At 40.7% G+C, this 25,538-nt stretch carries 17 protein-coding genes; 6 read left to right on the top strand and 11 right to left on the bottom strand.

Annotated elements, in window-relative coordinates:
• Positions 1 to 32: 32 nt before the first annotated feature.
• The 4 genes from ACE1AT_RS20880 to ACE1AT_RS20895 form a co-directional block, all read right to left on the bottom strand.
• Positions 33 to 3,131, bottom strand: a complete 3,099-nt coding sequence (locus ACE1AT_RS20880) for a PAS domain S-box protein (protein WP_374871784.1) — start codon at positions 3,129 to 3,131, stop codon at positions 33 to 35.
• A gap of 244 nt (positions 3,132 to 3,375) precedes the next feature.
• Complete coding sequence (locus ACE1AT_RS20885) at positions 3,376 to 6,087, bottom strand: family 10 glycosylhydrolase (RefSeq protein ID WP_374871786.1); 2,712 nt, start codon at positions 6,085 to 6,087, stop codon at positions 3,376 to 3,378.
• Positions 6,088 to 6,190: 103 nt separating this feature from the next.
• Positions 6,191 to 7,516 carry a TIGR03279 family radical SAM protein gene (locus ACE1AT_RS20890; RefSeq protein ID WP_374871788.1) on the bottom strand — a complete coding sequence of 442 codons (1,326 nt, stop codon included), beginning with the start codon at positions 7,514 to 7,516 and terminating at the stop codon, positions 6,191 to 6,193.
• Positions 7,517 to 7,757: 241 nt separating this feature from the next.
• Complete coding sequence (locus tag ACE1AT_RS20895; RefSeq protein WP_374871790.1) at positions 7,758 to 8,669, bottom strand: undecaprenyl-diphosphate phosphatase; 912 nt, start codon at positions 8,667 to 8,669, stop codon at positions 7,758 to 7,760.
• 384 nt (positions 8,670 to 9,053) lie between these two features.
• Between ACE1AT_RS20895 and ACE1AT_RS20900 the strand changes: the two genes are divergently transcribed.
• From ACE1AT_RS20900 to ACE1AT_RS20910, 3 genes are all read left to right on the top strand, one after another.
• The gene (locus ACE1AT_RS20900) at positions 9,054 to 9,725 is read left to right on the top strand and encodes a DUF3120 domain-containing protein (RefSeq protein ID WP_374871792.1); all 672 of its coding nucleotides are present in this window, start codon (positions 9,054 to 9,056) and stop codon (positions 9,723 to 9,725) included.
• Positions 9,726 to 9,817: 92 nt separating this feature from the next.
• Positions 9,818 to 10,663: a pentapeptide repeat-containing protein gene (locus ACE1AT_RS20905; protein WP_374871794.1), complete on the top strand. Its 846-nt coding sequence runs from the start codon at positions 9,818 to 9,820 to the stop codon at positions 10,661 to 10,663.
• 302 nt (positions 10,664 to 10,965) lie between these two features.
• Complete coding sequence (locus ACE1AT_RS20910) at positions 10,966 to 14,706, top strand: tetratricopeptide repeat protein (RefSeq protein ID WP_374871796.1); 3,741 nt, start codon at positions 10,966 to 10,968, stop codon at positions 14,704 to 14,706.
• On the opposite strand, the gene ACE1AT_RS20915 is transcribed toward ACE1AT_RS20910, so the two are convergent.
• A complete protein-coding gene (locus ACE1AT_RS20915; protein ID WP_374871798.1) occupies positions 14,661 to 14,987 on the bottom strand; it encodes a hypothetical protein in 327 nt (108 codons plus the stop codon). The two genes, ACE1AT_RS20910 and ACE1AT_RS20915, sit on opposite strands and share 46 nt — an antisense overlap.
• 233 nt (positions 14,988 to 15,220) lie before the next feature.
• On the bottom strand, positions 15,221 to 16,096 hold the full coding sequence (locus ACE1AT_RS20920; RefSeq protein WP_374871800.1) for a prephenate/arogenate dehydrogenase: 876 nt from the start codon (positions 16,094 to 16,096) through the stop codon (positions 15,221 to 15,223).
• Positions 16,097 to 16,179: 83 nt separating this feature from the next.
• On the opposite strand from ACE1AT_RS20920, the gene ACE1AT_RS20925 reads away from it, so the two are divergent.
• The 3 genes from ACE1AT_RS20925 to ACE1AT_RS20935 all read left to right on the top strand — a co-directional run bounded on the left by ACE1AT_RS20925 (position 16,180) and on the right by ACE1AT_RS20935 (position 19,399).
• On the top strand, positions 16,180 to 17,739 hold the full coding sequence (locus ACE1AT_RS20925; RefSeq protein ID WP_374871802.1) for a pentapeptide repeat-containing protein: 1,560 nt from the start codon (positions 16,180 to 16,182) through the stop codon (positions 17,737 to 17,739).
• 81 nt (positions 17,740 to 17,820) lie between these two features.
• Positions 17,821 to 18,414, top strand: a complete 594-nt coding sequence (locus tag ACE1AT_RS20930; RefSeq protein ID WP_374871804.1) for a DUF1517 domain-containing protein — start codon at positions 17,821 to 17,823, stop codon at positions 18,412 to 18,414.
• Positions 18,415 to 18,529: 115 nt separating this feature from the next.
• The gene (locus ACE1AT_RS20935) at positions 18,530 to 19,399 is read left to right on the top strand and encodes a hypothetical protein (protein ID WP_374871806.1); all 870 of its coding nucleotides are present in this window, start codon (positions 18,530 to 18,532) and stop codon (positions 19,397 to 19,399) included.
• A 196-nt stretch (positions 19,400 to 19,595) separates the two neighbouring features.
• On the opposite strand, the gene aroF is transcribed toward ACE1AT_RS20935, so the two are convergent.
• From aroF to ACE1AT_RS20960, 5 genes are all read right to left on the bottom strand, one after another.
• Complete coding sequence (aroF, locus tag ACE1AT_RS20940; RefSeq protein ID WP_374871808.1) at positions 19,596 to 20,654, bottom strand: 3-deoxy-7-phosphoheptulonate synthase; 1,059 nt, start codon at positions 20,652 to 20,654, stop codon at positions 19,596 to 19,598.
• Positions 20,655 to 21,002: 348 nt separating this feature from the next.
• The gene (locus ACE1AT_RS20945) at positions 21,003 to 21,467 is read right to left on the bottom strand and encodes a PAM68 family protein (protein WP_374871810.1); all 465 of its coding nucleotides are present in this window, start codon (positions 21,465 to 21,467) and stop codon (positions 21,003 to 21,005) included.
• Between the two features lie 12 nt (positions 21,468 to 21,479).
• The gene (rpsO, locus tag ACE1AT_RS20950) at positions 21,480 to 21,749 is read right to left on the bottom strand and encodes a 30S ribosomal protein S15 (protein ID WP_017309568.1); all 270 of its coding nucleotides are present in this window, start codon (positions 21,747 to 21,749) and stop codon (positions 21,480 to 21,482) included.
• A 387-nt stretch (positions 21,750 to 22,136) separates the two neighbouring features.
• The gene (locus ACE1AT_RS20955) at positions 22,137 to 23,324 is read right to left on the bottom strand and encodes an esterase-like activity of phytase family protein (protein WP_374871813.1); all 1,188 of its coding nucleotides are present in this window, start codon (positions 23,322 to 23,324) and stop codon (positions 22,137 to 22,139) included.
• A 46-nt stretch (positions 23,325 to 23,370) separates the two neighbouring features.
• The gene (locus ACE1AT_RS20960) at positions 23,371 to 25,065 is read right to left on the bottom strand and encodes a TM0106 family RecB-like putative nuclease (protein WP_374871815.1); all 1,695 of its coding nucleotides are present in this window, start codon (positions 25,063 to 25,065) and stop codon (positions 23,371 to 23,373) included.
• Between the last annotated feature and the right edge of the window lie 473 nt (positions 25,066 to 25,538).

Genomic DNA, 25,538 nt, shown 5'->3' on the forward strand with positions numbered 1-25,538 from the left:
ATTTGTTAATTTTTTGGAGATAACAAAAATAACTAATCATTACTTAATGGCAAAATCACAGTAAAGGTTGTTCCTACTTCCACTTCACTATGCACTAAAATTTTTCCTTGGTGTAAATCTACACATTTTTTGACAATTGATAGTCCCAAGCCGGTACCTGGGATATTGCCAACATTTGCAGCACGATGGAAAGAATCAAATAAAAGGGGTAAATCTTCTTGTGGAATACCAATTCCTTGATCTTTTACTTCAAATACAACTCGATTTTCTTGTTCAGTAAGAGTAAATTTGATAATGCCACCGTTAAAAGAATATTTGATCGCATTCGTGAGTAAATTTCTGAGAATATGTCCCAGCAAGTTTTTATCCATACGACAGTGCATAGATTCGTATTCACAGTGAAAGGCGATCGCATTTTCCGTGTCATCTTCCGTGTCACCATCCTGTTGCAATTCTTGAATTAAATCATGGCAGTACTCAACTAAATCTAGTGATATTGGTTTAAAATCTAGTCTTCCCACTTCTGCCTTACCAATTACCAACACATCATTTAACATGTCAGTCATGTGTTTAACACTGGTTTGAATGCGGCGTATATGGGAGAGTAATTTTTCTTCTGTCCATTTGTGATGGTAGTGTTCCAGCAATTCTGAAGAAGAAAGGATCGTAGTCAACGGTGTACGGAATTCATGAGAAGTTATGGTTATAAACCGAGATTTGAGTTCGTTGAGTTCTTTTTCCTTTTCTAAAGCAGTTCTCAAGTCCTGTTCCAACTGCTTGCGTTTGGTAATATCTACCCAATAACCAACAATTTCTACTGATTGACCAGTATTATCCCGTACGAGTTTGGCTTGATCGTATATCCAGCGATAACTACCATCTTTGTGTAAAAAACGGTACTCACGAATGCATTCTCCCTCATTCAAGAGGTTTGCCATTTCCGTGAAAACATAGGATTTATCTTCTGGGTGAATGCGATCGCTCCAAAACCTAGAATGTTCTAAAAATTCCCACGCCTCATAGTCGAGTATGGCAGTCACGTTGTCACTCATGAAGGTAATTTCATAATCACCATCAGATTTACAGGTATAAATCACAGCTGGAGTTGCAGACAATAAATGTTGTAGCCGTTGTTGGGACATTAACAAGGCCATTTCTGCCTGCTTGCGCTCAGTAATATCGTTTTGAATGCCGACGTAATGAGTACATTTACCATCAGCATCAAACACCGGAGAAATATTTAGCTCATTCCAAAATAAAGTACCATCACGACGATAATTACGTAAGATTACTGTGCAATTTTTTGCTTGTTTAATGGCGTTTCTAATTTCTTGTATTTCTGGTTGATTCGTATCAATCCCTTGTAAAAAACTACAGTTGCGACCGATGACGTTTTCTGGGGAATAACCAGTGATGTCCTCAAAAGCAGGATTGGCATAGATCATTGGCAAATTTGGCAGTCTGGCATCAGAAATCACAATGCCATTACTGCTAGCATCGATCGCGCGATCGCGTAAGCGTAAACTTTCTTCTGTTCGCTTGCGCTCAGTAATATCTGTAGAAATACTACAAATGCCATAAGGGATATCATTGCCATCTTTCAACGGAAATTTGATAGAGAGATAAGTATTTAACGCATTATCTTGAGGAATAATTTCTTCGACCTCTGTTGCTGTGCCGCTAATCAAAACATTGTGATTATTGACTGCAAAATTATTAGCAATATCGCGGGGAAAAATTTCGTATATGCTTCTGCCTCTAACCTCCTCTTGAGTGAGTTGAAATACTTTTTCATACTCGCTATTAATCAGTAAATATCTGTTTTGAGTATTTAATACAGAAATAATCGCAGGAGAATTATCTAAAATTGCCTGTAGTATTGCTTGAGTTTGCCGCAATTCAGATTCCGCCAGTTTAAGATCATGAATATCTGTATTGGTGGCGAACCAATTTAATATTTTTCCGTCCTGATCTCGCTGGGGTACAGCACGTGATAAGTGCCAGCGATATGTTTGATCGCTTACCCTCCGCCAGCGAAATTCTAATTCTAAAGGTTCACCTGTAACTATAGATTTTTGCCAAGCATCAAAAAATTTAGATAAATCTTCTGAATGCACCCAGTTTTGCCACTTCCAATCCAACATTCCTTCTGAGTCACAACCCAAATAATCTTGTATGCGTTGGTTAATATACTCTACACTTCCATCCGGTCGAGCAATCCATACTTGTTGGGGAATAGATTCTGCTAAGAAGCGAAAGCGTTCTTCACTTTTTTGTAAAGCTGCTTGAGCTTCTAGGCGATCGCTAATATATTCAAAAGTTCCCAAAATACCAACTACATTACCTTCAAAATTATGTAGTGGCACTTTATTTGTTTCTATCCAAGTTTGTTTGCCATCTGCTGTTTGCAGAGACTCAATAATACGATACTCTGGCTGAGACGTACTCATCACTCTAGCATCGCATTCACGGTAAAAATCTGACTCTTCCTTTTTCCAAGGTAAATCGTAGTCTGTCTTCCCCACAATATCTTCTGGACACTCCAGACCAGCAGCAACAGCAAAATTACGGTTACAACCTAAATAATCTGAATTTTGGTCTTTCCAGAAAATACACTGGGGAATATTATCCATCACTAACTGCAACATTTGTTGAGATTGTCGCAGCTGCTTTTCAACTTGTTGACGTTCGGCTGATTGATTTAGAGAAGAACAGATAATTTGTAAAGCCTGAAAAATAGTATTTAATGTAATTAATCCGACTAATTTATTTTGCTGATCAACTATTGGTAGTAAAAACAAATTATTTTGTCGAATAAATAATAATAAATAAGCAAGATTTTTGGCTTGATGATATTCAAGAGTGATCACCGAAGTAACCATTACTTGTGAAATTTGCACTGTTTGGAAGTCAAAGCCACAGCAAACTAACCTAATTACATCTTGATTTGTAAACCATCCCAGTACCCGCATTTCATCTGTCACCAAGACATAATTTGCTTGCTGTCGATTCATGAGTGTGACAACATCAAATAATGATGTATCCGGTGTAACAGTTAGAGGAGAAAAATCAATTACAGAATCTACAGAATCTATCGATGGTAAAGAGATAAATGGAGTTAAGGCGTGCATAAATAATTGCAATAGCCTTTAGCAAACAAATCAGGTGAGAACAGTAGATTTAACTATCTCCTGATGTTTGATTGGCTAAATTTGTAATATTTGCCTGCAAAAGATATTTGCAAAGTATTTAAATATGTTCTATTAAAAGTTTTTAATATTACTAACTTCAACAGTATTACTACTTAAAATTTTGGGGATCGGGGATCAGGGATCGGGAAAAATCTTCCCTTGTCTCCCTTGTCCCCGGTCGCCATTAAATTCCCGCAGTGCGTTCGCCGTAACGTAACAGCCTTTCGACCGCCACCAAACGATTTTCCCAAGCTTTGACTTGATAGGGTTCATTCACAGATTGCGATCGCATCCAGACTCGAAATTGAGACTGGAAGCGAGCCAGAGTTGCTTTTGCTAGCCTAAATTTACTTGCATTTGGTTCAGCAGCCAGTTGATTTAAAGCGCTTTGTAAAACTTCTGCTTGAGTGTGAAAATCCGAAACTGCGATCGCGGATAACTTCAGTTCGTCGTTTTGGGAAACAAATTTCCATTCGCCTACCAAGGCATTATAACGGGCAGCAGCAGCAGCAAAAGGCTGACGAGAGGGAATCGGTTCTTTTTGTGTACCTTGTCTTTTACCTTGAGTCCGACTGAAAACTTTATGCAATTCGTTGTTAAAGTTCTCAGCAGCAAACAGAGCATAACCACTAATAGGCAAATCTCTGACTAATTGGATTTGGTCAAACGCCTCGATGGTCGGTAAAGAAAGCAGACGAATTCCTGGTACTAGTAACGTAGAGCCTAATTTTGGAGAAGCGATCCAAGGTTGTGCCAATCGCTCAAAGCGGAGGGTATCTTGAGCATAGGTCATGGGAATAATTACGTCTACATCACCTTGTCTTGCCCAAACTTCCCAATTTTGTTGAATTTTCTGAATGCGTTCTTGTTCTGGTAAGGGAAATACCGCTACTGATAAAATCAGGTTCGGTCTTTTCGCCCGCAAATTCTTGGACAATTCCGCAACAAAGCTATTTACTTGCTGAGTACGAAATTCTGTCCATTTCTGCCATAATTCTCTTTGGCTGGGAGAAATATTGATTGGATCTATACCCGTAAGTTGTTGAAACTTCGCTCTTGCTGCTTTGCCATAGCCATAAGTCCTTCCCGCACTTGGATCTTGGAAAGGATAGCGAATATAGTCTAACTGTAGACCATCAACTTGATAGCGGGTAACAATTTCCTCATACAGTCGCTGTAAGTATTTCCGCACTTCCGGATTAGCCTGATCAAAGAAGGGTTTTCCTTGACCTTGGGGAATCATTTGACCACGCTGATCATAGTTTGCCCAATCTGGATGAGCAGCAAGCACTGGCCCAGGATAATTAGGGTTAAGGTTGAGAATTTGATTGTGGCGTTGATTACCAGCCGCGAAAGTCCAAACCCAAGCGTGTAATTCCATACCTCGCTGATGGGCTAATTTTACACCTGCTGCTAGGGGGTCCCAACCACGAATCAGGGGATTTTGCTGTGGTGCAACTTGACTAGGATAGATAGTGTAACTAGAGTTGACTGTTTCAAAATATACTGTGTTGAATCCTGCTTGTGCCAAGCGATCAAAAATTTTAGCCAATCCCTTTTCGCTACCAGCCCGCACGATTGTACCTCGATCAAGCCAGATTGCTCGGATTTCTGGTTGAGCCAGTCTCTGATCAACAGGAAATTGTTGCCATAACGAAGACTTGGCCATGATCCAATTTGAGCGTGCTTGAGCATACTGTTTTTGAGCGATCATCTGTGGCAAGTTTTTGACAACTTCCCTTGCTTGTGCTAGCACCTGCTCAGTATTCTGGACTGGTGCGCCAGATTTAATCGAAGCAAATTCTGCTTGCTGTACCTTGACAACTTGGGAATTACCATTTTGTACCGCAGCTGCTAGGTGAGCGCTTTCGACTCGACCGATGAGATTTTCTAACTGTTGTTGGAGAGCGATCGCTTCGTTACGACTAATCGGTGCATTTGATTTAGGTTCTACATCCAAACGCACCCTCTGCTCAAGTTGGTCTATAGCCTCATCGGAACGCGGGAACGTAATATTAGGTAGAGGTCTGGGTTGGGTAGCAGTAGCTGTAATTTGAGGAGGGGGTGAGCTTGGAGTGGGGGATATACTTGGAGTGGGAGAAGTGCTAGCAATGACGGAGGTAAAGCAGTTGGATGAACCTCCTGGTACTTTACTAATAAAAATAGAAAACTTTTTGAGATGACGATTGAGTGCAGCTTTTAACCAAGCAGTATCTGTCTGCACACCAGAAGCTGCGTCTACTCCCCAACGCCAACCTAACAAAGTAGAGCGTTCTGTGGTTAACACTGCTGGGGGTTTATCTTGAGCATCCCAAACAGCACCTGCTTGCGACGCCATAGCATTAGGAACCATGACACCACCACGCACTGTACCAAGCAGATCACCTTGGTTGTCGAAATTATGTGTAATTACCGAGGATGGTTGTAACTTTTGGGGAGAATTGAGGCTAAATCCCCAATATCCACCTAACAAAGATTGCAGCAGTTGACGCACTCCCGGCGCTGATGAACTCCCCACTGGGCCACTAGCGATCAAACGTCCACCATTTCTCATCCATTCTTCGAGAGCGATCGCTTGTATTGGTGAGATACTCTCTACATTCGGTAAAAATAACACCGGGCGATCGCCCCAATCTGCTGCACTCTTAACTTTATCTAAAGAAATTACACAGTACTTGGCCCCGATTGCTTGTAAGCGATTTTCAATTCCCGCCCACTGACTAGCATTTTCTTGGGTATGGACAATACTAAATACAGGCTCTTCAACAGTTGCAGCGATTGCTGGTGCGATCGCGAGTAAATTATATAGTATAAATATAAATTTGATTTTAAAAATAAATGATTTAGTTGTTTTTATATTTTTTAATTGATTTCTTTTAATCTTTTTATTTAACACTTCACTATCTACTCCTCACTTAATATTGGTCATTGGTCATTGGTCATTGGTCATTAGTTGGTAGTTAATTTCTACAACCAACAATCAACAACCAACAAACCAATTATTTAATACAGGTCTCTATTAGTTCCTCTACTCCGGCAACAGGAAAGATGTTTATATTTAATTGACGGGCTAATTCTTTCATATTTATATCATCTAAAAATACCAATTCACCATGTTTTAGCATGACACTTGGTAATAAGATTCCATCTCCTAAATCTTGCCCTTGTAAATTTAACAATAAATCATGACCAGTGAGCAAGCCCGTCACGGATATATTTTGTCCCCAATAATCACTATTGAGAGCCTGCATATTTACTTCTAAACCTTCTACCGAATTCAAGCGTTTTAGAATTGGTTGAAATACTTGTTCGACAGCGTTACCCACTACCCAAGTAAATCTTTTTTGTTCTTGTATTTTCGGTGGTAGTAATTGATTAGCAGTTTCCATAAACTGCTTAATAAACAAGCGGATTGAGCCGACACCGTTATCAATTTGGGGATAGTCTTCATATTCAGACTCACATGGTAATTCCTCTCCTGCGATTAAAAACCATTCATCAGCTAACCAAGCAAATGTAGAATCAAACTTTTGTCGAAATTGCTGTTGAAGCGATCGCACTTGTTGGATCACTTCTTGAGCTTTTTCTGGTCTAACTGGTGTCAGTTCGTCTTCTTGGGGGCGAAACTTAGTTAATCCTACTGGTACTACTGCTACTGAAGCAACAGCTGGCACTTCATCAGTATGAAATGATGCTAAATCTGTTAGGGTTTGTTCCAGATGCTTGCCATCATTTATACCAGGACATACTACTACTTGAGCATGGATTTGCAGCCGCCTTTGTTGAAACCACTTGATGTGCCGCAAAATTTGTCCAGCACGGGGATTTTTCAATAGTCTAATTCTTACTTCGGGTTCAGTAGCATGAACCGATACATATAATGGAGACAACCGCATTGCTTCAATACGTTGCCATTCCCGTTCTGTCAAATTAGTTAAAGTCAGGTAAGAACCATATAAAAAGCTTAAGCGATAATCGTCATCTTTGAGATACAAACTTGAACGCTTACCTGGTGGTTGTTGGTCGATAAAACAAAACGGACAGCGATTATTGCACTGAATTAAATTATCAAATAAGGCAGTTTCAAATTCTAATCCCAAGTCTTCATCGTAGTCTTTTTCGATTTCCAAATGATGAGTTTTACCAGTGGCATCTAAAACTTCTAATTCTAAAATTTCATCAGCACATAAAAACTGATAATCAATTAAATCGCGGGGAGGTGTACCGTTAATAGTGACGATCGCATCCCCAACTTCAAAACCAATTTCTGCTGCAATAGAATCAGGTAATACTTTGGTAATTCGAGCCGGACGAATAGTAGTCATTCGATTTTAGATTTTAGATTTTAGATTTTAGATTTTAGATTTTAGGTTTTAGATTTTAGGTTTTAGGTTTTAGGTTTTGGATTGACTCCACGGATAAATCTGTTTTCTTATACCCTGATTGGAATTATCGGTCATTGGTCATTAGCTTTAGGCTAATGGCTATTGTACAGACGCGAGGAACATCGCGTCTGTACTAATGATTAATGGCTATTGTACAGACGCGATGTTCCTTGCGTCTCTGCTAAAGAATTCCTGCACCAATTGCACCTAGAATTGCAGCTCCAAATCCCAGTCGATACCACACAAATACCCAGTTGCTTCGCCGTTGCAGGAACTTCAGCAACCAAGCAATCGATAAATAGGAAAACACGAAGGTTGAGGCGATACCGATCAACAGTGGCAGGAACATATGCGATTCTTGAAGCACGTCTTTAGTTTGAACAGCTGTCGCGATCGCTAGTGTTGGTAAGCCTAATAAAAATGAAAACCGAGCAGCAGTCTCTCGTTGTAAGCCAATAAATAAGGCTGTCGTCAGGGTTGAACCAGAACGTGAAGCTCCTGGTAGAAGAGCTATCATTTGTCCTAAACCTACAATAATCCCATCTTTAATTTCTACTTCTTTAAAACCACGCTTGCGCGAGCCGAATTTCTCCGCCAAACCCAACAACGCCGCCATCACAATTGACATTCCTGCAATCATCAAAGGACTTTCTAACTCAACATCTAAAATCTTGAGTACTAAACCGCCCAATAATGCAGGAAACGTGCCAATCGCAATCCCCACAAACATTTTCCACTCAAATCGCTGCCATTCCTTATGCTGAAATGCTAACCAAGCACCACCCAATATGTTGCGAATGTCTTTCCAAAAATATATTATGACCGCAAAAACGCTGCCCAGCTGAATCCCATCAATAGCTGCTTTACTCCATGTCACTTTCCAACCTAAAACGTCCCGAAATATGATTAGGTGAGCGGTACTGCTGATCGGCAAAAATTCCGTAATCCCTTGGACTATACCTAAAATAAATCCTTGCACTATTTTCCCAATCAGGTTGGATTCATCCGCAACAGCATTACCAGCTGTTTGCATCAGATGATTTCCTACAGATAAAAAAAATTCTACTCCACCTGTTACAAACATTGTTCCCATTAACCACACTCCACAAATAGCTGCCTAACTTTAACGAATTATCCAACTTTACGTCTTTGGAGTCAGTTGTACCGGAAGAGTATTTTCTTAAAAACACTGTAACGCTAGGATACAGAGACACTCTGACGTAGGAATGTAATTGGCTATTTCTCCGCGTCTTTGTGTCTTTATTGAAAATGTAGTTTTCCTGCGTAAAAGTCCCTGTATGATAAAAGATATAATTATTATGCCCCTGGGGGGGATATATGTTGTGATATCTTAAATAAGATAAAGTTAAGTAAATAATATTAATAATCTTTGGTTAACAATACATTGTCTTCATACACTGTTTCTACCAGCGTTAACACTGAGACGGAGACATTCTCCACTTCTGGGCATCAGCACATGCAGGCGCCAACTCCGCTTGTAGTATTAGCTTCTGCTCGCCAAACCTGGTTAATATTTGCAGCAGCTATATTTTTAGTATCCGTACCAGTATTTATTGAAGCGCCTCTGGTGCGATCGCTGCCGTGGTTGAGTGTTGGTCTGACATTTTTATGGGTGTGGCTGAGTTTCTTATTAATGTCACGTTCCGTAACATATCATTGGGGAGATTTATTATTTGGATTTAGCTGGAGTTGGTTAGCTGGTTCGATTTACTGGGGTTGGTTACGTTGGGAACCTTTATGGCACCTACCAGTAGAATCTATCGGTCTACCATTTGCGATATGGTGCTTGCGTCGAAATTGGGGAAAAGTTGGTAATTGGTTTTATTTGGGTTCTTTACTAGGTACTGTCTTAACTGACGTGTATTTCTACTTAGTAAATTTAATGCCCCACTGGCGACAAATTATGCGAGTAGAACCAGAATTTGTGCCATTAATCTTACAGAACGCTTTAGCACAAGTACAGACGCCTTGGGGAGTCGCCTGGGCATTAATTCTTGCTATGATTCTCACAATGGTAGGAATTTTACCTTTAGGTAGAAAACAGTGGCACTGGTATGCTTTTGGTGGAGCGGTGTTAAGTACAATTTTAGTAGATAGTTTATTTTTGGTAGCTGCCCTTTTGGCCTAATATCATTTCACTTTTTTGATGATACAAATACATGGGTAGGGGCGTACACATCGTACATCCCTACAGTAAATCCAATATGTATCAGGATTTTTGTGAAACGGTATAATTCCAGTTCTCTCAACTTCGCTAATCAGGATTTACGAAATCGCTCTTTTCAAAGAGGTAATTTAATTGGGGCAGATTTTAGCGGTGCGGACATTCGCGGTTGTGATTTTAGTAACGCCCTATTGCGGGGAGCTAATTTTAAGCAAGTCAAGGCCGGTCAAACTATTCCACACTTAATAATTACAATCATTGTTGCAGTATTTGTGGCGATCGCTACGTTTCATGCAATTAGTCAGATATTATTTAACGTTCTGGGTGTAACACCTGAAGAGCCAGGTTGGTTTTATACGATCATTTTTTTCAGTATTTTGGGTATTGTCACAGTTGCCTCTGCTGTTAGAGTTATTAGTGACACTAAATTGCTCATCAAGCGTATTGCTACAACAGTTTCCGGGTCAGTATTAAGCGCATTACTAGCTTTGTTTTATCGCGGAATCACCACAATCCACAATCATCCACAGGTTGGTATAAAAACTTTAATTTTGAGTGCGATGATTACAGGATTTCTCGGTTTTTACTTTCCCAGAGGATTGGTGAGTGTTGCAGTTGGGGTTGCAGGTACGGTAGCAGCGTATGGTTTTGCTTTTTTACTAGCAGCAATGGCATTTGCATACTTAAGTACCCTGCATCTCGTTTGGGGATTAGTATGGGGGAGTTTGTGTGTGGGAGCGATCGCACTAGTGATGTTTTCACTGATTCACAATGTAAAAGAAATCACAAGCTGCTTTGCCACATCATTTCGCGGTGCTGACTTAACAAACGCTAATTTTGAAAATGCCAAACTTGGAAATACAGACTTTTCCAAAGCATTAGGCTATCGAAATTGTGATTAAGTGGAGGGAACAGGGAACGGGGAACGGGAAGTTGAAGAATGTGTAATTAATTTTGTTTAGGTACTTATTTTCATATTTGGTTGTGGGATTTTCCCGTGATTGACTAGTTTGAAATATGAAACTTCGAGTTTAAAACGAGAAACTTCAGGTTTGAAACATGAAACTTCACCCTCAGAACACGAAACTTGAGGATTCAAACCTCAAAACTGATTCACAAAGAATCAATAACAAATGCTTCGCCCCTAAGAAATACAGTGATTATACTGTGAATAACAAGATAGCAATCTTAAGTTAGTCCAGCTATGCCCCTTACCTTCAGCTTTGCTCTTAGTCAAAATCAGACGTTTGAATTACGGTGTGATTATGGTTCGCGGCGTTTGGATAGCGATGAGTTGCTAGCGCTGATTGATATATGTGAAAAAAATTACTATCTACGACAAAAAGATAGTCCACCCGAACTCATCCAACTAGGACGACGACTTTATCACTGGCTAGATGGTAAAGAAGGATGGCTGAGAAGGGCGTTAGATGAAGCGGATGAGGGGACGATTTATTTAGATTTAATTCAAACTACCGAGGCGCAAGGATTAAACCCACAAACAGAACGCATGGCGTTAGGACTGGCGCATTTACCGTGGGAATTATTACATGATCGCACTGGATTTTTACTGACACGACAAGATATAGCAGTATTGCCAGTGCGTTCTATGCAGCAACGCAACACTCAAGTGATTGGTGTGCAGAATCGCCCTTTGCGGTTGCTATTTATGGCGACTGCACCGGAAGATCCTAGAGTTGCAACGCTGGAATTTGAACGGGAAGAAGCCAATATTCTGCAAGCAACCAAAGATCAGCCGTTGGCGTTGATTGTTGAGGAAAGCGGCTCAGTAGAAGAGTTGAAAAATCTGGTTGCATCCTACGACGAAGATTATTTTGATGTCTTTCACATCACGGGACACGGATTAATTTATACCAATCAAAACTACAGTTTTTTGCTGCGCCAAGGACAAAGAATAGCAGATCACACGCCCTGCTTGATCACTGAAGATGAGGTGGGAAATGTCCAACTTACTACCGTCAATGATCTCGCCAAAGCCTTTCGCGGACGCTGGCCGAGGGTGATTTTTCTGTCGGGTTGTCACACCGGAGAAGTTGCGAACAAAGGGACAGTACCCTCAATGGCGCAACAATTGGTGAAGGCGGGGGCGGGTGTAGTTTTAGGTTGGGCGCGTCCGGTGTATGACCGCACAGGTATTATTGCAGCAAAAGCGCTATATCAGGCTTTGGCGACGGGGGCGACGGTAGAGGAGGCGGTAAAAGCAGCCCAGCAAGAGATGATTGCTGAAGAATGCACCGACTGGCACTTATTACGGATTTATCGAGATACGCGCCCGATTGAGCAGTTGGTAACACCCTTGAGAACGAGGGGAAGAGAAAAGCTGGTATTTACACCGCCAGAAAACGAATTCTTGGATGAAAATAATATAGTTAAAGTCGCCAGTAGTTTGGAATTTGTGGGACGCAGGCGGGCTTTACAAAGATGTTTACGGGCGTTGCGAGAAACTAGTGACAACATCGGCGTATTTATTGCTGGGATGGGGGGACTGGGTAAGAGTTCCTTGGCGGCGCGACTGTGTACGAGAGTCAGAACCCAACGCGAAGATTTTCAGCAGGTGGTGTTGATTGGGGTTTTGGATGAGATAGGTTTGCTGAATAAGCTTTCGAGTAAGTATGAACGGTTTGCTGATGTTCCCGCACTTCTCAACGAACCAAAGGTTTCTCTCAAGGGACGACTGCAAAACTTTTTTGAGGCGATAGAAAACGAACACAATCAGCCTTTGCTATTAGTGTTGGATGACTTTGAGCAAAACATCCCCACAGCTAACATTGAAAATAGCTCATTGCGGATGACGGCTGAAGCCTACCGGATTTTAGAGGCGATTTGTGCAGCATTGGCAGAAAATAACGCTGTGAGTCGGTTGATTGTTACTAGCCGCTATTTGAAAGCGGACACTTTACCACCCCATCGCCTGCATTTAGAATTTTTGGCAGCGATGAGCAAAAGCGATATTGATAAAATCTGCCGTCCGTTAGACAAAGAAGTTAAGCAACAGCCAATCACGCAACGAATTATTAAAGTAGCCGATGGTAATCCCCGCTTGTTGAAATGGCTGTTAGAAATCATTCAGCAACCGAGTTTAGAATCAGATGCACTTTTGACTCGTTTAGAAGCGACTGAGCAAAAGTTCCGCGAGAATATTTTGGCACAGACTTTGCTGGATGCTTTGGAAGTTGAGGAGAAAAAGTTGCTGGCGCGGTTGAGTGTGTTTCAATTGCCAGTGACAGAGGAAATTATTTTTGACCTCTTCCCAACCCCTCCGCTACAAGGGAAAGGGCTAGAAACTTCTTCTTTGCTTGGTAGGGAAGAAGGACAACGGGATCTTTCTTCAACTCCTGAATTGGGAGATGGAGAACTTCTTACTCCCTTAACAGAAGTGGGACAAAGGGGAATTAAGTCATACCTAGCTAAACTTACTAGCCTCAGCCTAGTCGAATCAGCCACCACTCACCCCACCCAAACGCCCACCTATCGCGTCACCACAATTTTAGAATCATTGTTGCAACCTGTGTTAACCCCAGAGGAATGGCAAACCACTAGGAAAGCTGCAACCCAGAGTATTTATAAGAATTGGTGGAAAGACGCTGAAAACCATTACGAAGAACAAGCGCATGAAATCGTCAGGTTAGCGGTGTTGGCAGAAGAGAGAGAACTCGCCGTCACCGTTGGGGATAATATGGCGACAAATTGGATAAACAGTAGTCGATATGTAGAAGCGTGGGAAATATGCCAGGAAATTCTCCAGTTAGGAGAAGATTATCGAATTTTGGGAACTATTGCTAGGGCAGAGTTTGTTTTAGGCAGAATTGAAAATGCCTTCACTTACTACCAGCAAGCTTTAAACTTTTGCCCTAAAAATGACTTAAAAGAAAAATCTGAGATTCTCAACAATCTGGGACGGGTTTTTGCTCAACAAGGTAATACAAATAAAGCACTTTCAATCTGGCAATCTTCACTTGAACTCAGCGAAAGTATTAATTACTTTGCTGGTATTGCTGGTACTTCCCACAATATGGCACAAGTGTTTGCCTTACAAGGGGATATTAACCAAGCACTGTTGTTCTACAAGCGATCACTCCAACTATATGAAAATATTAACTGTATTGATGGTATAGCCGGAACTCTGCATGAAATCGCTAAGATTGTTGCTCAACAAAGCAAGATTCAACAAGCGCTTTCAATGTGGAATCGTTCTCTCAAACTATATGAAAGTATTAACAATATTCGTGGTGTCGCTTTCACCCTGCATGAAATGGCAGGGGTAATCGCCCAACAAGGTGATGTAAACCAGGCACTTTCATTGTGGGAGCGTTCACTTGAATTAAAAGAAAATATAAACGATGTTTTTGGTAGTGCTGTAACTCTAGCAAATATAGCTTATTGTGCAGGTGAACAAGGGGACAAAACTAGACAATTGAACTTGTATTTACAAGCGGTAGAAAAATTGGCAAAAGTTCGTGCTTACGTAAATTTAGCTCAAATTCTAGGCAACTTAGGGACTATAGCAGACAGCAAAGGTTTAACTTACTTCGCTCAAGCAATCTGGCTGACGCTGCGGATTCAAGCGCCATTGGCAGATACAATTTCTCTCATTCGGGCTTTGTATAATGTCGTACCTCAAGGCGACGAAATACAAGCTTTGCTAGGAGCAACTGCGATGTTTTTCTGCAACTACCGAGGCGAAGGACATCCGCAGTTAGAAGAACTTCGGGATATCAGTGTGAATATGGTAGTAGGGGCGGCGGGTAGGCAAGGAATAGAGACAGAGGAAGCTTTTGCTACTTGGTGGACTCAGCAACGCCTCAATGATCCAGAGTATTTCCTCCCCCGACTCAATCAGCGCCTAGAGGAGATTGTCGGCGATGGGTGGCTGTTTGATCAGTTATCAGTTAAGAGGAACGGGGAAGAGATTTTCATCAGATGATTGTCTTGTTTGAAACAGGAAACTTCGGGTTCAAAACGAGAAACTTCGGGTTCAAAACGAGAAACTTCGGGTTCAAAACGGGAAACTTCGGGTTCAAAACAGGAAACTTCGGGTTCAAAACAGGAAACTTCGGGTTCAAAACGAGAAACTTCGGGTTCAAAACGAGAAACTTCGGGTTCAAAACGGGAAACTTCGGGTTCAAAACGAGAAACTTCGGGTTTGAAACATGAAATTTCGGGTTTGAAACGGGAAAATTCTGTGTACTGAAAGCTTGCCTGCAAAGCCCATTTTTTCGCTCAAAAATTTTTCTCCGCGTCTCCCTTTCTCGGCGTCCCCACGTCGGTCAAAACGCAAAATCTATAAAACCCTTGAAAGGTTCTCTCTTCCCCGTTCCCTATCTCCACGAATGAATTTAATTTTGTCCAACTACTAATAACTACTAATACCAATTCAATTAATGATTGCAATACATCCTTAGTTCAAGACGCGATGAATCGCGTCTCTACAATATGGTCTATTTGTCACATTCTTTTTTTAAATTGGTATAACAATCTTCCACAAATTCAGGACGACTTGATTGAGTCAACTTTAGCTTTTCTTCTAAACTTATCCAATTTTCTTGCTCAATCAGGTGAATTAATTCGTCAAGATGATGGCGATATTGTTGGAGCGATCGCAATACTTCTTGTTGATTATACTGCGCCATCATCATTCCTAATTCTGGATTTCCGCCTCCGACACGACTAGTATCTCTAAAGCCAGAACTAGCTAATTTTTGTGCTAATTGCAACACTTGGGCATCGCTTTCACCCAGACAAGCAGTAATTAAAGTAGCGCTAACCATGACTGGTAAATGAGAAATCCAGCTAACTGCTCGGTCATGATGTCCGGGAGGACAATAGTAAAGTTTAGATCCCAGTTGTTTGACTATTTTCTCTACAGTAGATATCGCTTCTGTGGGTGTTGTAGCAGTTGGTGTCAACACATAAGGTCTATCAATAAATAGATGTCTTTGTGCAGCATCAATACCACTTTCGGCTGTACCGGCCATGGGGTGTCCACCGATAAAATTTGTCCAGAGGGGAGAAATTGCCTTCACTATCGGCGTTTTGACTGAACCAACATCCGTGATTACAACATTAGTAGGTAGATGAGTAATCAACTGCTCAATTGTGGGAATAATAAGCCCAATCGGTGTACAAATGAATACAACCTCTACGGCAGTTAGTAAACTCATGTTAACAGATGCTTCATCTACACTACCAAGAGCGATCGCCTTGGTGCAGGTTGATTCCTGACGACTAACTCCAAATACATAATGTCCATGCGATCGCAAATCTAAACCCAAAGAGCCGCCAATCAGTCCAAGTCCTAAAATACCAATATTCATTGTGATTTCGACCGAAATTCAATTACCAGTTAAGATATCCAACTTTACCCACTATTCAAGTTGACATCCGGTGAGGTAAACCAATGACTTTAGAGGAATTGCTAGCAAAATACGAAGTAGGAGAGAGGGACTTTCGCAGTGTTGATCTCTCGGAAGTCAACTTAAGTGGTGTAAAACTCAATGAAGCAAATTTTAGTCATGCGAATTTGAGTATCGTTAACCTCAGTGGTTCCCATCTGTGTGGTGCTGATCTCAGTCACGCCCAGCTCAATGTAGCGAGATTAAGTGGTGCTTATCTTAACCAAGCCAACCTCAACTACGCCAGTCTCAATGTCGCCAATTTGATTAGGGCGGATTTGAGTCGCGCCCAACTTCAATCAGCTTCCTTAATCCGTGCAGAGTTAATTCGTGCTGATTTGAGCCGTGCTAATCTGTTTGCAGCCAATCTCAGTTGTGCGGATCTCCGAGAAGCGGCGCTTCGTCACGCTATATTGCGCTACGCAAATTTGAGCGAGGCAAATTTACGGGATAGTTTGTTAACGGAAGCGAACTTAGAGGGGGCTAACTTAAATAACACCGACTTAAGCCGTACTGATTTCAGGGGTGCTAATTGCCGTAATGCAGAAATGAGACAGGCTAATCTTAGTCATAGTAATTTGAGCGGGGCGAATTTGAGTGGTGCTAATTTGCGTTGGGCAGATTTAAGTGGCGCAAATCTCAGTTGGGCAGATTTAAGTGAAGCAAAATTGAGTGGTGCGAATCTGATCGGAGCAGATTTAAATAATGCCAATTTAACTAATGCGACTTTAGTTCACGCCGATTTAACTCAAGCCAAATTAATCAAAGCCGAGTGGATCGGTGCGGATTTATCAGGGGCAACTTTAACAGGTGCTAAACTTTACTCGACCCCCAGATTTGGTTTAAAAACCGAGGGTATGATTTGTGAATGGGTTGATCTTAGTCCTAGTGGCGATCGCTCCATCATCCAGCATTTTAATACCGAAGAATCACGTGAATTTTTTAACGAAACTCCACCAACAATTCGGATTATTGTGGATAAATCTTTGGATCATGAAGCCAATTTTGCTATTGCTGGTGCATATCACCAAATAAGCCAACAATACCCTGAATTAAAACAACCTCCGAGTATGGAAATTGGACGTCGCCGCACGGTTTTTACATTTCGTGTCGATAGCGATGTTAATTTATTGCCCATAGCTTACATGATAATTCTTCCCTTCCAAGATTCTATAAACACTCAAAACAACATTCGCACGTTATTGGCGATGATGAACAGGGAAAATATTTCCTCTATGAGTTCATTATCTCCTCAGCGCTTGCAGCAATTAACTACATTAATTGAAAAAGTCATAGACAATAGTGCTGTGATCAAACAACTCATCAACATATTGAGAATTACCAAAAAAATCAAGTTTTTTCAAGCACCAACCCAGATGATTTTAACTAATTCCAGCGCTCAAAGCTTAATTATTCATGATCATCCTCACTTTGGTAGATTTGTTGATATCTCTAACGTCCATGCATCTAGAAACGATAGCGATTCCCTAAGCACTACCAAAGTAATAGCCCCTTCTGAAAGCATGATGATTGATTTTCTCAAAGGATTTCATTATATAAACTAATATTTAGTAGTGAGTGAAAATAAATAGTGGTAAATAAAAAACTATATAACCACTAACCATTAACCAAATATAGGAGTAAAAATGCGCGATTCCTTTAACCGAATGATGGGTAAGACTCGCTATGTAGTTTGTCGTCTTATGTTACATTTAGCGGGATCTGAAGTTGCACCAATCTTGGGAGTATTAAATCGTGGTGCGCGGGAAGCAATAGATTCTGATGGTGATCTAAATGTTTTGGGAGAAGGATTAGTAGAAATTTGTCAAACTCTCTTGCAATACGATGAATACTGGCTTTCTGCTGCCAATGAAGGCGATGTATTTTGGAACGAAGGCGAAGCGGGAGATTATGTCAATGAGTTGTTTACAGACTCAGCCCAACGTTACAAGAGTGAGCCAGATTTCAGTTCTGAGTCTGATTATAATGACTCTTTTTCTATACCTGTAACGCGCAACGTTGTTGTCATGATTACGATCGCTTATCAAGGAGAAGTACCAGAATTAGAAACCGACCTCGCCAACATCTATGCCTTGAAAGAAGGTTTCAAAGCTTTAATCAATTTGCATTATAACCATAAACTCCAAGCGATTCAGGTACATTTTTCACCTGCTCAATTAGGTGATGAACTCACTAACGATCAACTTTTGCAATACTATCCAGAGTTGATACCTTTGTAATAGTCTTTGTTCGTAGTTGATTGTTGTTTGGAACAACTAACTAACAACTATTAACACACATCAATTCCCAATTTGATTGAGAAATTGTTAAGCTCGAAGATGAGAAGATAGTTAAATGCTGATGAAAATTTTGCGTAAATTAACAGTAGTTGTTTTAACATTGAGTTTGTGTTTAACCACAGTTGCCTGCGGCGGTGGAGCAAATCAAAATCAGCCGCAAGCTAACAATGGCAATCAGACAACAAACATTAGTAAGTTGAGTGATGGTCAGTATCCAGTTCAACAAGCTACCTATAACGATGCGGATGGAGTATATACTCTGTTTTTGCTTAACGCCACACCCCCAACTGTTAGAACTGAAAATTTGCAAATGGCACGGCTGACCGATGATGAAATTAAACAGGGTAAGAAAACTTACCTGAAAGTGGAGAAAGGACAGCCAGCGATGTACTTAACAGAAGATTTTAAAATTGAGTACGTCCACAACGTCACCCAAACTCAGACAAATCCTCAAACCGGACAGCAGGAGACAGTAGTCGTCCGTCAACAAAGTAGTTTTTGGACACCTTTTGCTGGGGCTTTAGCTGGTCAAGCCCTTGGTAGTCTGTTGTTTAGACCCCAGTACTATGTACCACCTGTGTATCAGCCAGGACTACCCTTGACTGGTTACGGCGGTTATGGCAGAAGCTATAATGATGCCGTTTCCAGCTATCAGAGTCGTTACAATCAGCCACCAGCAGCAGTCAGAAATCGCACTGCTTTCCGCACAACAGGGAACATCCGCAGAACTCCCAATACCTCTACTGTACGTACAACACCACGTACCACTACTGGTAATCGCCCGACTGGTTCTGGTTATGGTAGCAGTACCCTCAGACCATCTGGTAACTCTAGTTCTACTAGACGCGATTCAGGTAGAAGTTTTGGTAGCGGTCGTAGTTCTTCAAGTCGTCGTAGCAGTGGTTTTGGTAGCAGAAGACGGTAGTACTCTGTCAATTTTAAATTGATCGATAAGAAAGTTCGTAGTCAGGACTTTAGTCCTTATTTTTTAAGCACTAAAGTGCTTACTACAAACCTTTAATTCAAGGGGATGCAAAAACGCGGAGACATGGAGGAGAAAATGTCAAAAAGACTCTCCCTTGTCACCGCGTTTTCCTTTTTTCCTTGTCTTTCTTTGCTCTTTAAGCCAAAGCCACAGCTGGTTGTGGCCAACGTCCCACAGCCTTACCAATAACTGCGAGTTCTTGCATTAACTGGTCGAAAGCCTCTGGTGTCAGAGATTGAGGCCCGTCTGACAAAGCTTTCTTCGGGTTGGGGTGAACCTCAATCATTAAAGAATCACACCCAGCAGCAATAGACGCCATTGCCATCGAAGGTACATAAGCAGCCCAACCAGTACCATGGCTAGGATCAATCATAATTGGTAGGTGGGTCAGGTTTCGCAACACTGGTATAGCTGATATATCCAAAGCATTGCGTGTATATTGGCGGTCAAAGGTACGAATTCCTCGCTCGCACAAAATCACATTTGGATTTCCCGCCGCCAAAATATATTCAGCAGCCATCAACCATTCTTCAATAGTTGCCGACATTCCTCGCTTCAGTAAAACTGGCTTTGGTTGCGCCCCTACTTTTTTAAGTAGAGAAAAATTTTGCATGTTTCTTGCTCCTACTTGGACAACATCAGCAATTTCTGCGATTTTGTCCAGGTCAGCAGCGTCCATAACTTCTGTAATAATACCCAGCCCGCTAGCTGACCGCGCTGCTGCTAATAATTCTAAAGCGCTTTCACCATGACCTTGAAAGGCGTAAGGCGAAGTCCGGGGTTTGTAGGCACCACCACGGAGAAATCTAGCTCCCGCAGCTTTGACACGTTGCGCCGTCTCAATAATCATTTCTTTATTTTCGACGGAGCAGGGTCCAGCCACAACAACTAAGGGGTGGTGTTCGCCAAAAGTAACAGGCCCATCAGGAGTATTGACAACTACTTCAGACGCTTCCCCGTGGCGGTATTGACGGCTAGCGCGTTTGTAAGGCTGCTCTACTCGCAATACTTGCTCAATCCAAGGACTAATTTCCTGAATTTGCAGGGGGTCTAAGTCGGCTGTTTCACCAACTAGACCAATTACGACTTTGTGTTTACCAACAATTCTTTCTGGTGTCAGCCCCCAAGTGGTAAGTTCCTCGCTAACGCGGTTGACTTCCGCTTCAGGAGAACCAATTTTCATGACTACAATCATGTTTCAGTTGCTAATTGCTAGTTGCCATTAATTATTATGTAATATCTAATATCTAAGAAACTCAGTTAGAGTTTGTGTTTTCTAGTTTTTTCTTGAGGTTTTAGTACAAATCTCTTTTAATTGTTACGAATCTATAGTAATTATTTAATAAATCACTTTGAGAAAACAAATAAAAAATAGAGCGCTCAGAAGTTTTGCTGCTTGTATTGGGTTAAAAGAATATTAATTTTTGCTGAGTTTAGCAATGTTGAAGTTTAATAACTTCAACACTTTTCTCAAATCTACCCAATACCCTGGAAAAATATTTATTCCAGATCAGCAATGATCTGAGTCTCTGAGCGCTAGCAATTATGTATTCTTTTTTTGCCGAGATTCACGCCAAGCTGACACCATCCGTCCAAAGTTGGTAGTAAAGTCATTCCAACCCAAGAGGGTTCCAGTTCTATCTTCATCCCAAGAGGCAGAAAGAACACCGTAAGATATTCCCAATACACCTAAACCAAAAAATCCCATATTCACCAATAAAACAGCGACAGGAGGTAGTTTGATGTCAGTGTTGGTGAGCAGGAAATAGCTAACAACCAAGGTCATAATCCCCAAAGAAGTTGGCACTCCAGCAAAACCAGCCACACGACGCATCATTCGTTGGCTGACTACTTGGGGAATCGCAACTTCTTCTTTGCTATAACGTGGTTTTTTCTTTTCCTTTTTTACAGGCTCTTGCTTAACAATTTGGGGTTTACTTTCTGCCTTGGCAGGTTTTTGACGCTTTTTATTCGGTTCAAATGGCAAGCGATCAGATTCAGCAGGCATAATAAGGAGTTCCTATCCACGAATGCCGAGACGAGCAATCAAAGCTTGATAATGTTCTCGACTATCTTTCTGTATATAGGATAAAAGACGTTTACGCTGACCGATCAACTTTAACAATCCCCGACGGGATGAAAAGTCTTTCTTGTTGGCTTGCAGATGTTCACTAAGACGGTTAATACGTTCCGTCAGCATGGCAATTTGAACATCGGCAGAGCCAGTGTCGGTTTCGTGTACTTGGTATTGGGAGATAATCTCCAGTTTGCGCTGTTGCGTCAGAGCCATGATTGAGTTAGTTGTCTATTTCTATAATTTATGCAGCAGTCTCCCATATTATCACAAACCTCCATGAATCTTTAGAGAACAGTAATTACCCAAGACATCAACATTGTTTGGCTCATCTCTTCCGCAAAGCGATCGCTTTGAGCTAAGGCGTAGATGTAAATCAGGAAGCGGCGGATTGGGGAGTTAAGTAGGTTGGTGAATCAAACTATGTTAAGTAAGGTAAAGTTATTGAAATAAGTCCGTAGTAAGGACTTTAGTTCTCAAGAAAGGACTAAAGTCCTTACTACAAACGTTTTGTTATTGGCGCTGTTTTACTTTAGTCAGAGTCGTGATTATTCGTTGGTCATAGGTAGTTGTTCATTTTTATTTTATGATTTGGGTATTTTCCTAGCGCTGAAAATTGATATTTCTCAGACGACGTAATAATCTAATTAAAGGTGATTCAATCTTGAGTTCAAAAGCTAAAAATTGAGTACGTTGCAGAGAATTAAAATTGTTGTCGCTGACAAGAATTAATGAACGCTGTCCATTTGGTAATTTGGGACCAAGAGTTAAACCTTCAATATTATCTAAATATACGTCAAGATTTCTCAAATCGAATAGTAGTTTTTTCTGGACTGGTTTAATATTTGAGGAGCCTGATGCTAAAAGACTGTTAATATTATGAATATCTGTTGCCTTTTCTAAAGAAACTTGAAACAGCGCAATATAAAATCCTAAACCAGTAAAACTTCGTTCTAAACTCAGAAAATGTCCTTGATTATCAAGAGCAACTAAATCCGGTATTCCACTAGCAAATTTGCGAGAAATATTAAAAAATGGTGCGATCGCTTCAGTCTGATAAAGATATTCTTTTTCTGGCTGATTTGTCAATAGATTATATTGCAAAATCCGACATGGACTACTAGTATTTGGCTTTGCTTCTGAACCATCTTGAATTAGAGCATTTTCGGTGGCTGTGAATAAATTATTTTCATTTGGTGTAATTGTGAGACTCTCAAAAGCTAAATTGTTACGGATACCTTTTTTTTCACTTTTATCTGGCAAAAATTTGTTTGGTATGGGTAGTGTTCTTAATTCTTTACCAGAAAATAGAGAAAACTCTTTGATAAAAGGATTTATTAATTGATTAGCATCACCTTCAGAAGAAATAAATACTGTTGACTTGTTGGTTAAGGCGATTCCTTCTGGATCTATACTACCATTAATAAAATTTTTACCTGCTTCGTTAATTAGTGGAGTAACGCCAACAATAGTCACATCACTATCTTGAAGAGAACCTTTGCTCAGGTTAATTTTTAGAGTATAAAAACGAGCCGCAGCTTTGTTGCTACGATCATCAGATATGGCATAGTACAGGTCATTTTTAGTATCATATGTAATTCCCGATAAACCTCCGACTTCAGTTCCTTGAAATAAAGAACCTTTAGGTAAGGTAGCAGAACCAATAAATTTTATATCTGCAATTTCAACAGCTGATGTTCTAAAATTACTTAAGAAAAGACTGATGATCAAAATCGCGATAAAAAATAAAATAAATTTGGGAAATTTCAAGATTTTTTTGATGAAGTGCATAGGGAAGTGTTGCTAATCATAAAATTCAACAACACGATATCATAACTCAGTTGGCAAAAAAGTTAACGAGCCAGTCTTTCACACTGCGCGTAGCACGACAATCATCTTCATTGTAGGATTGGATTTTTTCTATTAAAGTCCGATCGCCTGTTTTTAACCATTGGTCATACCAATATATACACTTAGCACCGCTGGCTTCAGGATAACGCCATTCAAAACCCAACCAACGTGCGATCGCTTTTAAGGCATAACTTTCCACAGGCAATGCTACACTCTGAGTTAGTTGTTCATATACATCTACAAACCGATTCAGTATAGGCTGTACAATAGCGTGGGGAGTATGATAAAGTTTAGCCAGTCTTTTAACAGTGTCAGATTCATAGACGCAAAAATGGTAAATTGGCGCATTAGGGTATTGCCACACTAAATCCAAAAATTGCTGCCATATTAATTCTTCGTCTTCTATTTTTTCTGCTAATAAAGAATAGAATTGCTCTGTGTTAGTTTGTCTATTAACAACCAAAACGCCTAATAAGTAATCTAAATTCAAGTCTGGTTGAGCTTCAATATCAAAGTAAAGCTCAATTGGTGCTGTAAATATATCTGGAGACGAACTAGTAAAACTTAGAGAATTAATTTGCTGTGGAGAAAGTAGCAGTAAACTCTGCTGTTGAGCAATACCACTTGCTATATTAGATCCATTTGCAGTGAAGTTATCCTCAGCAAGAGTTAAAATTTCGTCACGAACAGGTAGGATCAGTGGGCGATTTTCGATTACAGATTGAGCTTGGATTATAACTTTACAAGCAACTTGGCTATCAAATCCAGGTAAATTTTCCAGCAACGTTGGACTTGTTTGAGCTAAAGATTCTAATGTGGTGATCTCTAGTGCTTGTAGTTGAGTGTAGCGAACGGGTGTGATCCCTGGAAGTAGAGACAGGTGTTTTTGAGATTGAGCGATCGCATAACAACTGCTGTACCAATGACAAAGATTGCATTTTTGACGACTAATAAATATCTCTGGTGCTTTATTTATTTCCAGAGTTTGAATCAATTCCCACAAAATCCGATGCATTTGTGGCATTGCTTTCATCAAATCTACTGGATATCTGGTCTCTTTACCGCGTAAAATTAGCCAAGGCGCTTCTGGTTCTGCTTGCTGCACCATCGCTAAAATTTGGGCGTGAAATGCTGCTACAGTTTGATACTCTTGCTTAGGACGTTTTCCGAGTTCGATATTCACCGGAACATACATCCAATCTCCAAAGCAAGATTTTCCTGGCTTTTTAATTAGTAAATCTGGACGACTTAATAGGGTATATCTTTCTAAATCAGGGTAAACAGGTGAAGCTGAAGAAGACACAGGGAAATTCAGACGAGGGGACACTGAGAAATCTTCACTTTCTGTATCTGTAACTTCCTGTGTATCTGCCAACTCGTATGAGTGCAGGTGTATATCAGAGTACTGAGTTAACAGTACACCATGATAAATACACTCTACCCCCCGCTGCATTAACTCAATAGTCGCAGTTTGACCTCTGTACCAGTCACCTTGGGGATAACTGGGACGGTAAGAATTCCACTGTGCGAGGATTGTCTTTTGATGCGCGATTTTGTCTCGCTGCAACTTGATCAGCAAATCATTTGCACCATCTGTTTCTTTGAAGTCACCGTGGATATCTAAATAAGGCCGGCGCTTACAGCGATGGTATTGCAGCAGTAGTTCAGCACTAATTAACATTTAATACACTGTTACTCCCAAAGCCTGATAACCTTGGGACTTTAGGATTGAAGCCACCAGTTTTGGTTTTCCTACTCCTGGTATCACACTCTTGTATTGTTTAACTTTGGCAGACTACCAAAAAGAGTGAATTTTTGTATAGTCTATCTTATCTTAAGATACTACAGTTTTAACCGCGATCGCGTTATCAAAACTGTAAACTCTTAATCTAGCAGCAAAGGCGTGATCCATCTGTGTTTATCGCCTTCCAGGGTGGTCGATTTTTGATGCCCTGTTTATGTAATTTATGACATAATTTTATACTTAGAAAAGGGCATCTCTAAAAAGATGCCCGTTTTGCAGGACAACACCCTTCGTGGGTGTACCTACACCTTCCCAACAATCAGCAACAGTGACTAATGTGTGATTAGCCACACTCACAGTCACAGACGTGATATTAGTAATTTTATTAACTCAATATTTAACTGCCACCT

Source organism: Pelatocladus sp. BLCC-F211 (assembly GCF_041928655.1).
GTDB lineage: Bacteria > Cyanobacteriota > Cyanobacteriia > Cyanobacteriales > Nostocaceae > Pelatocladus.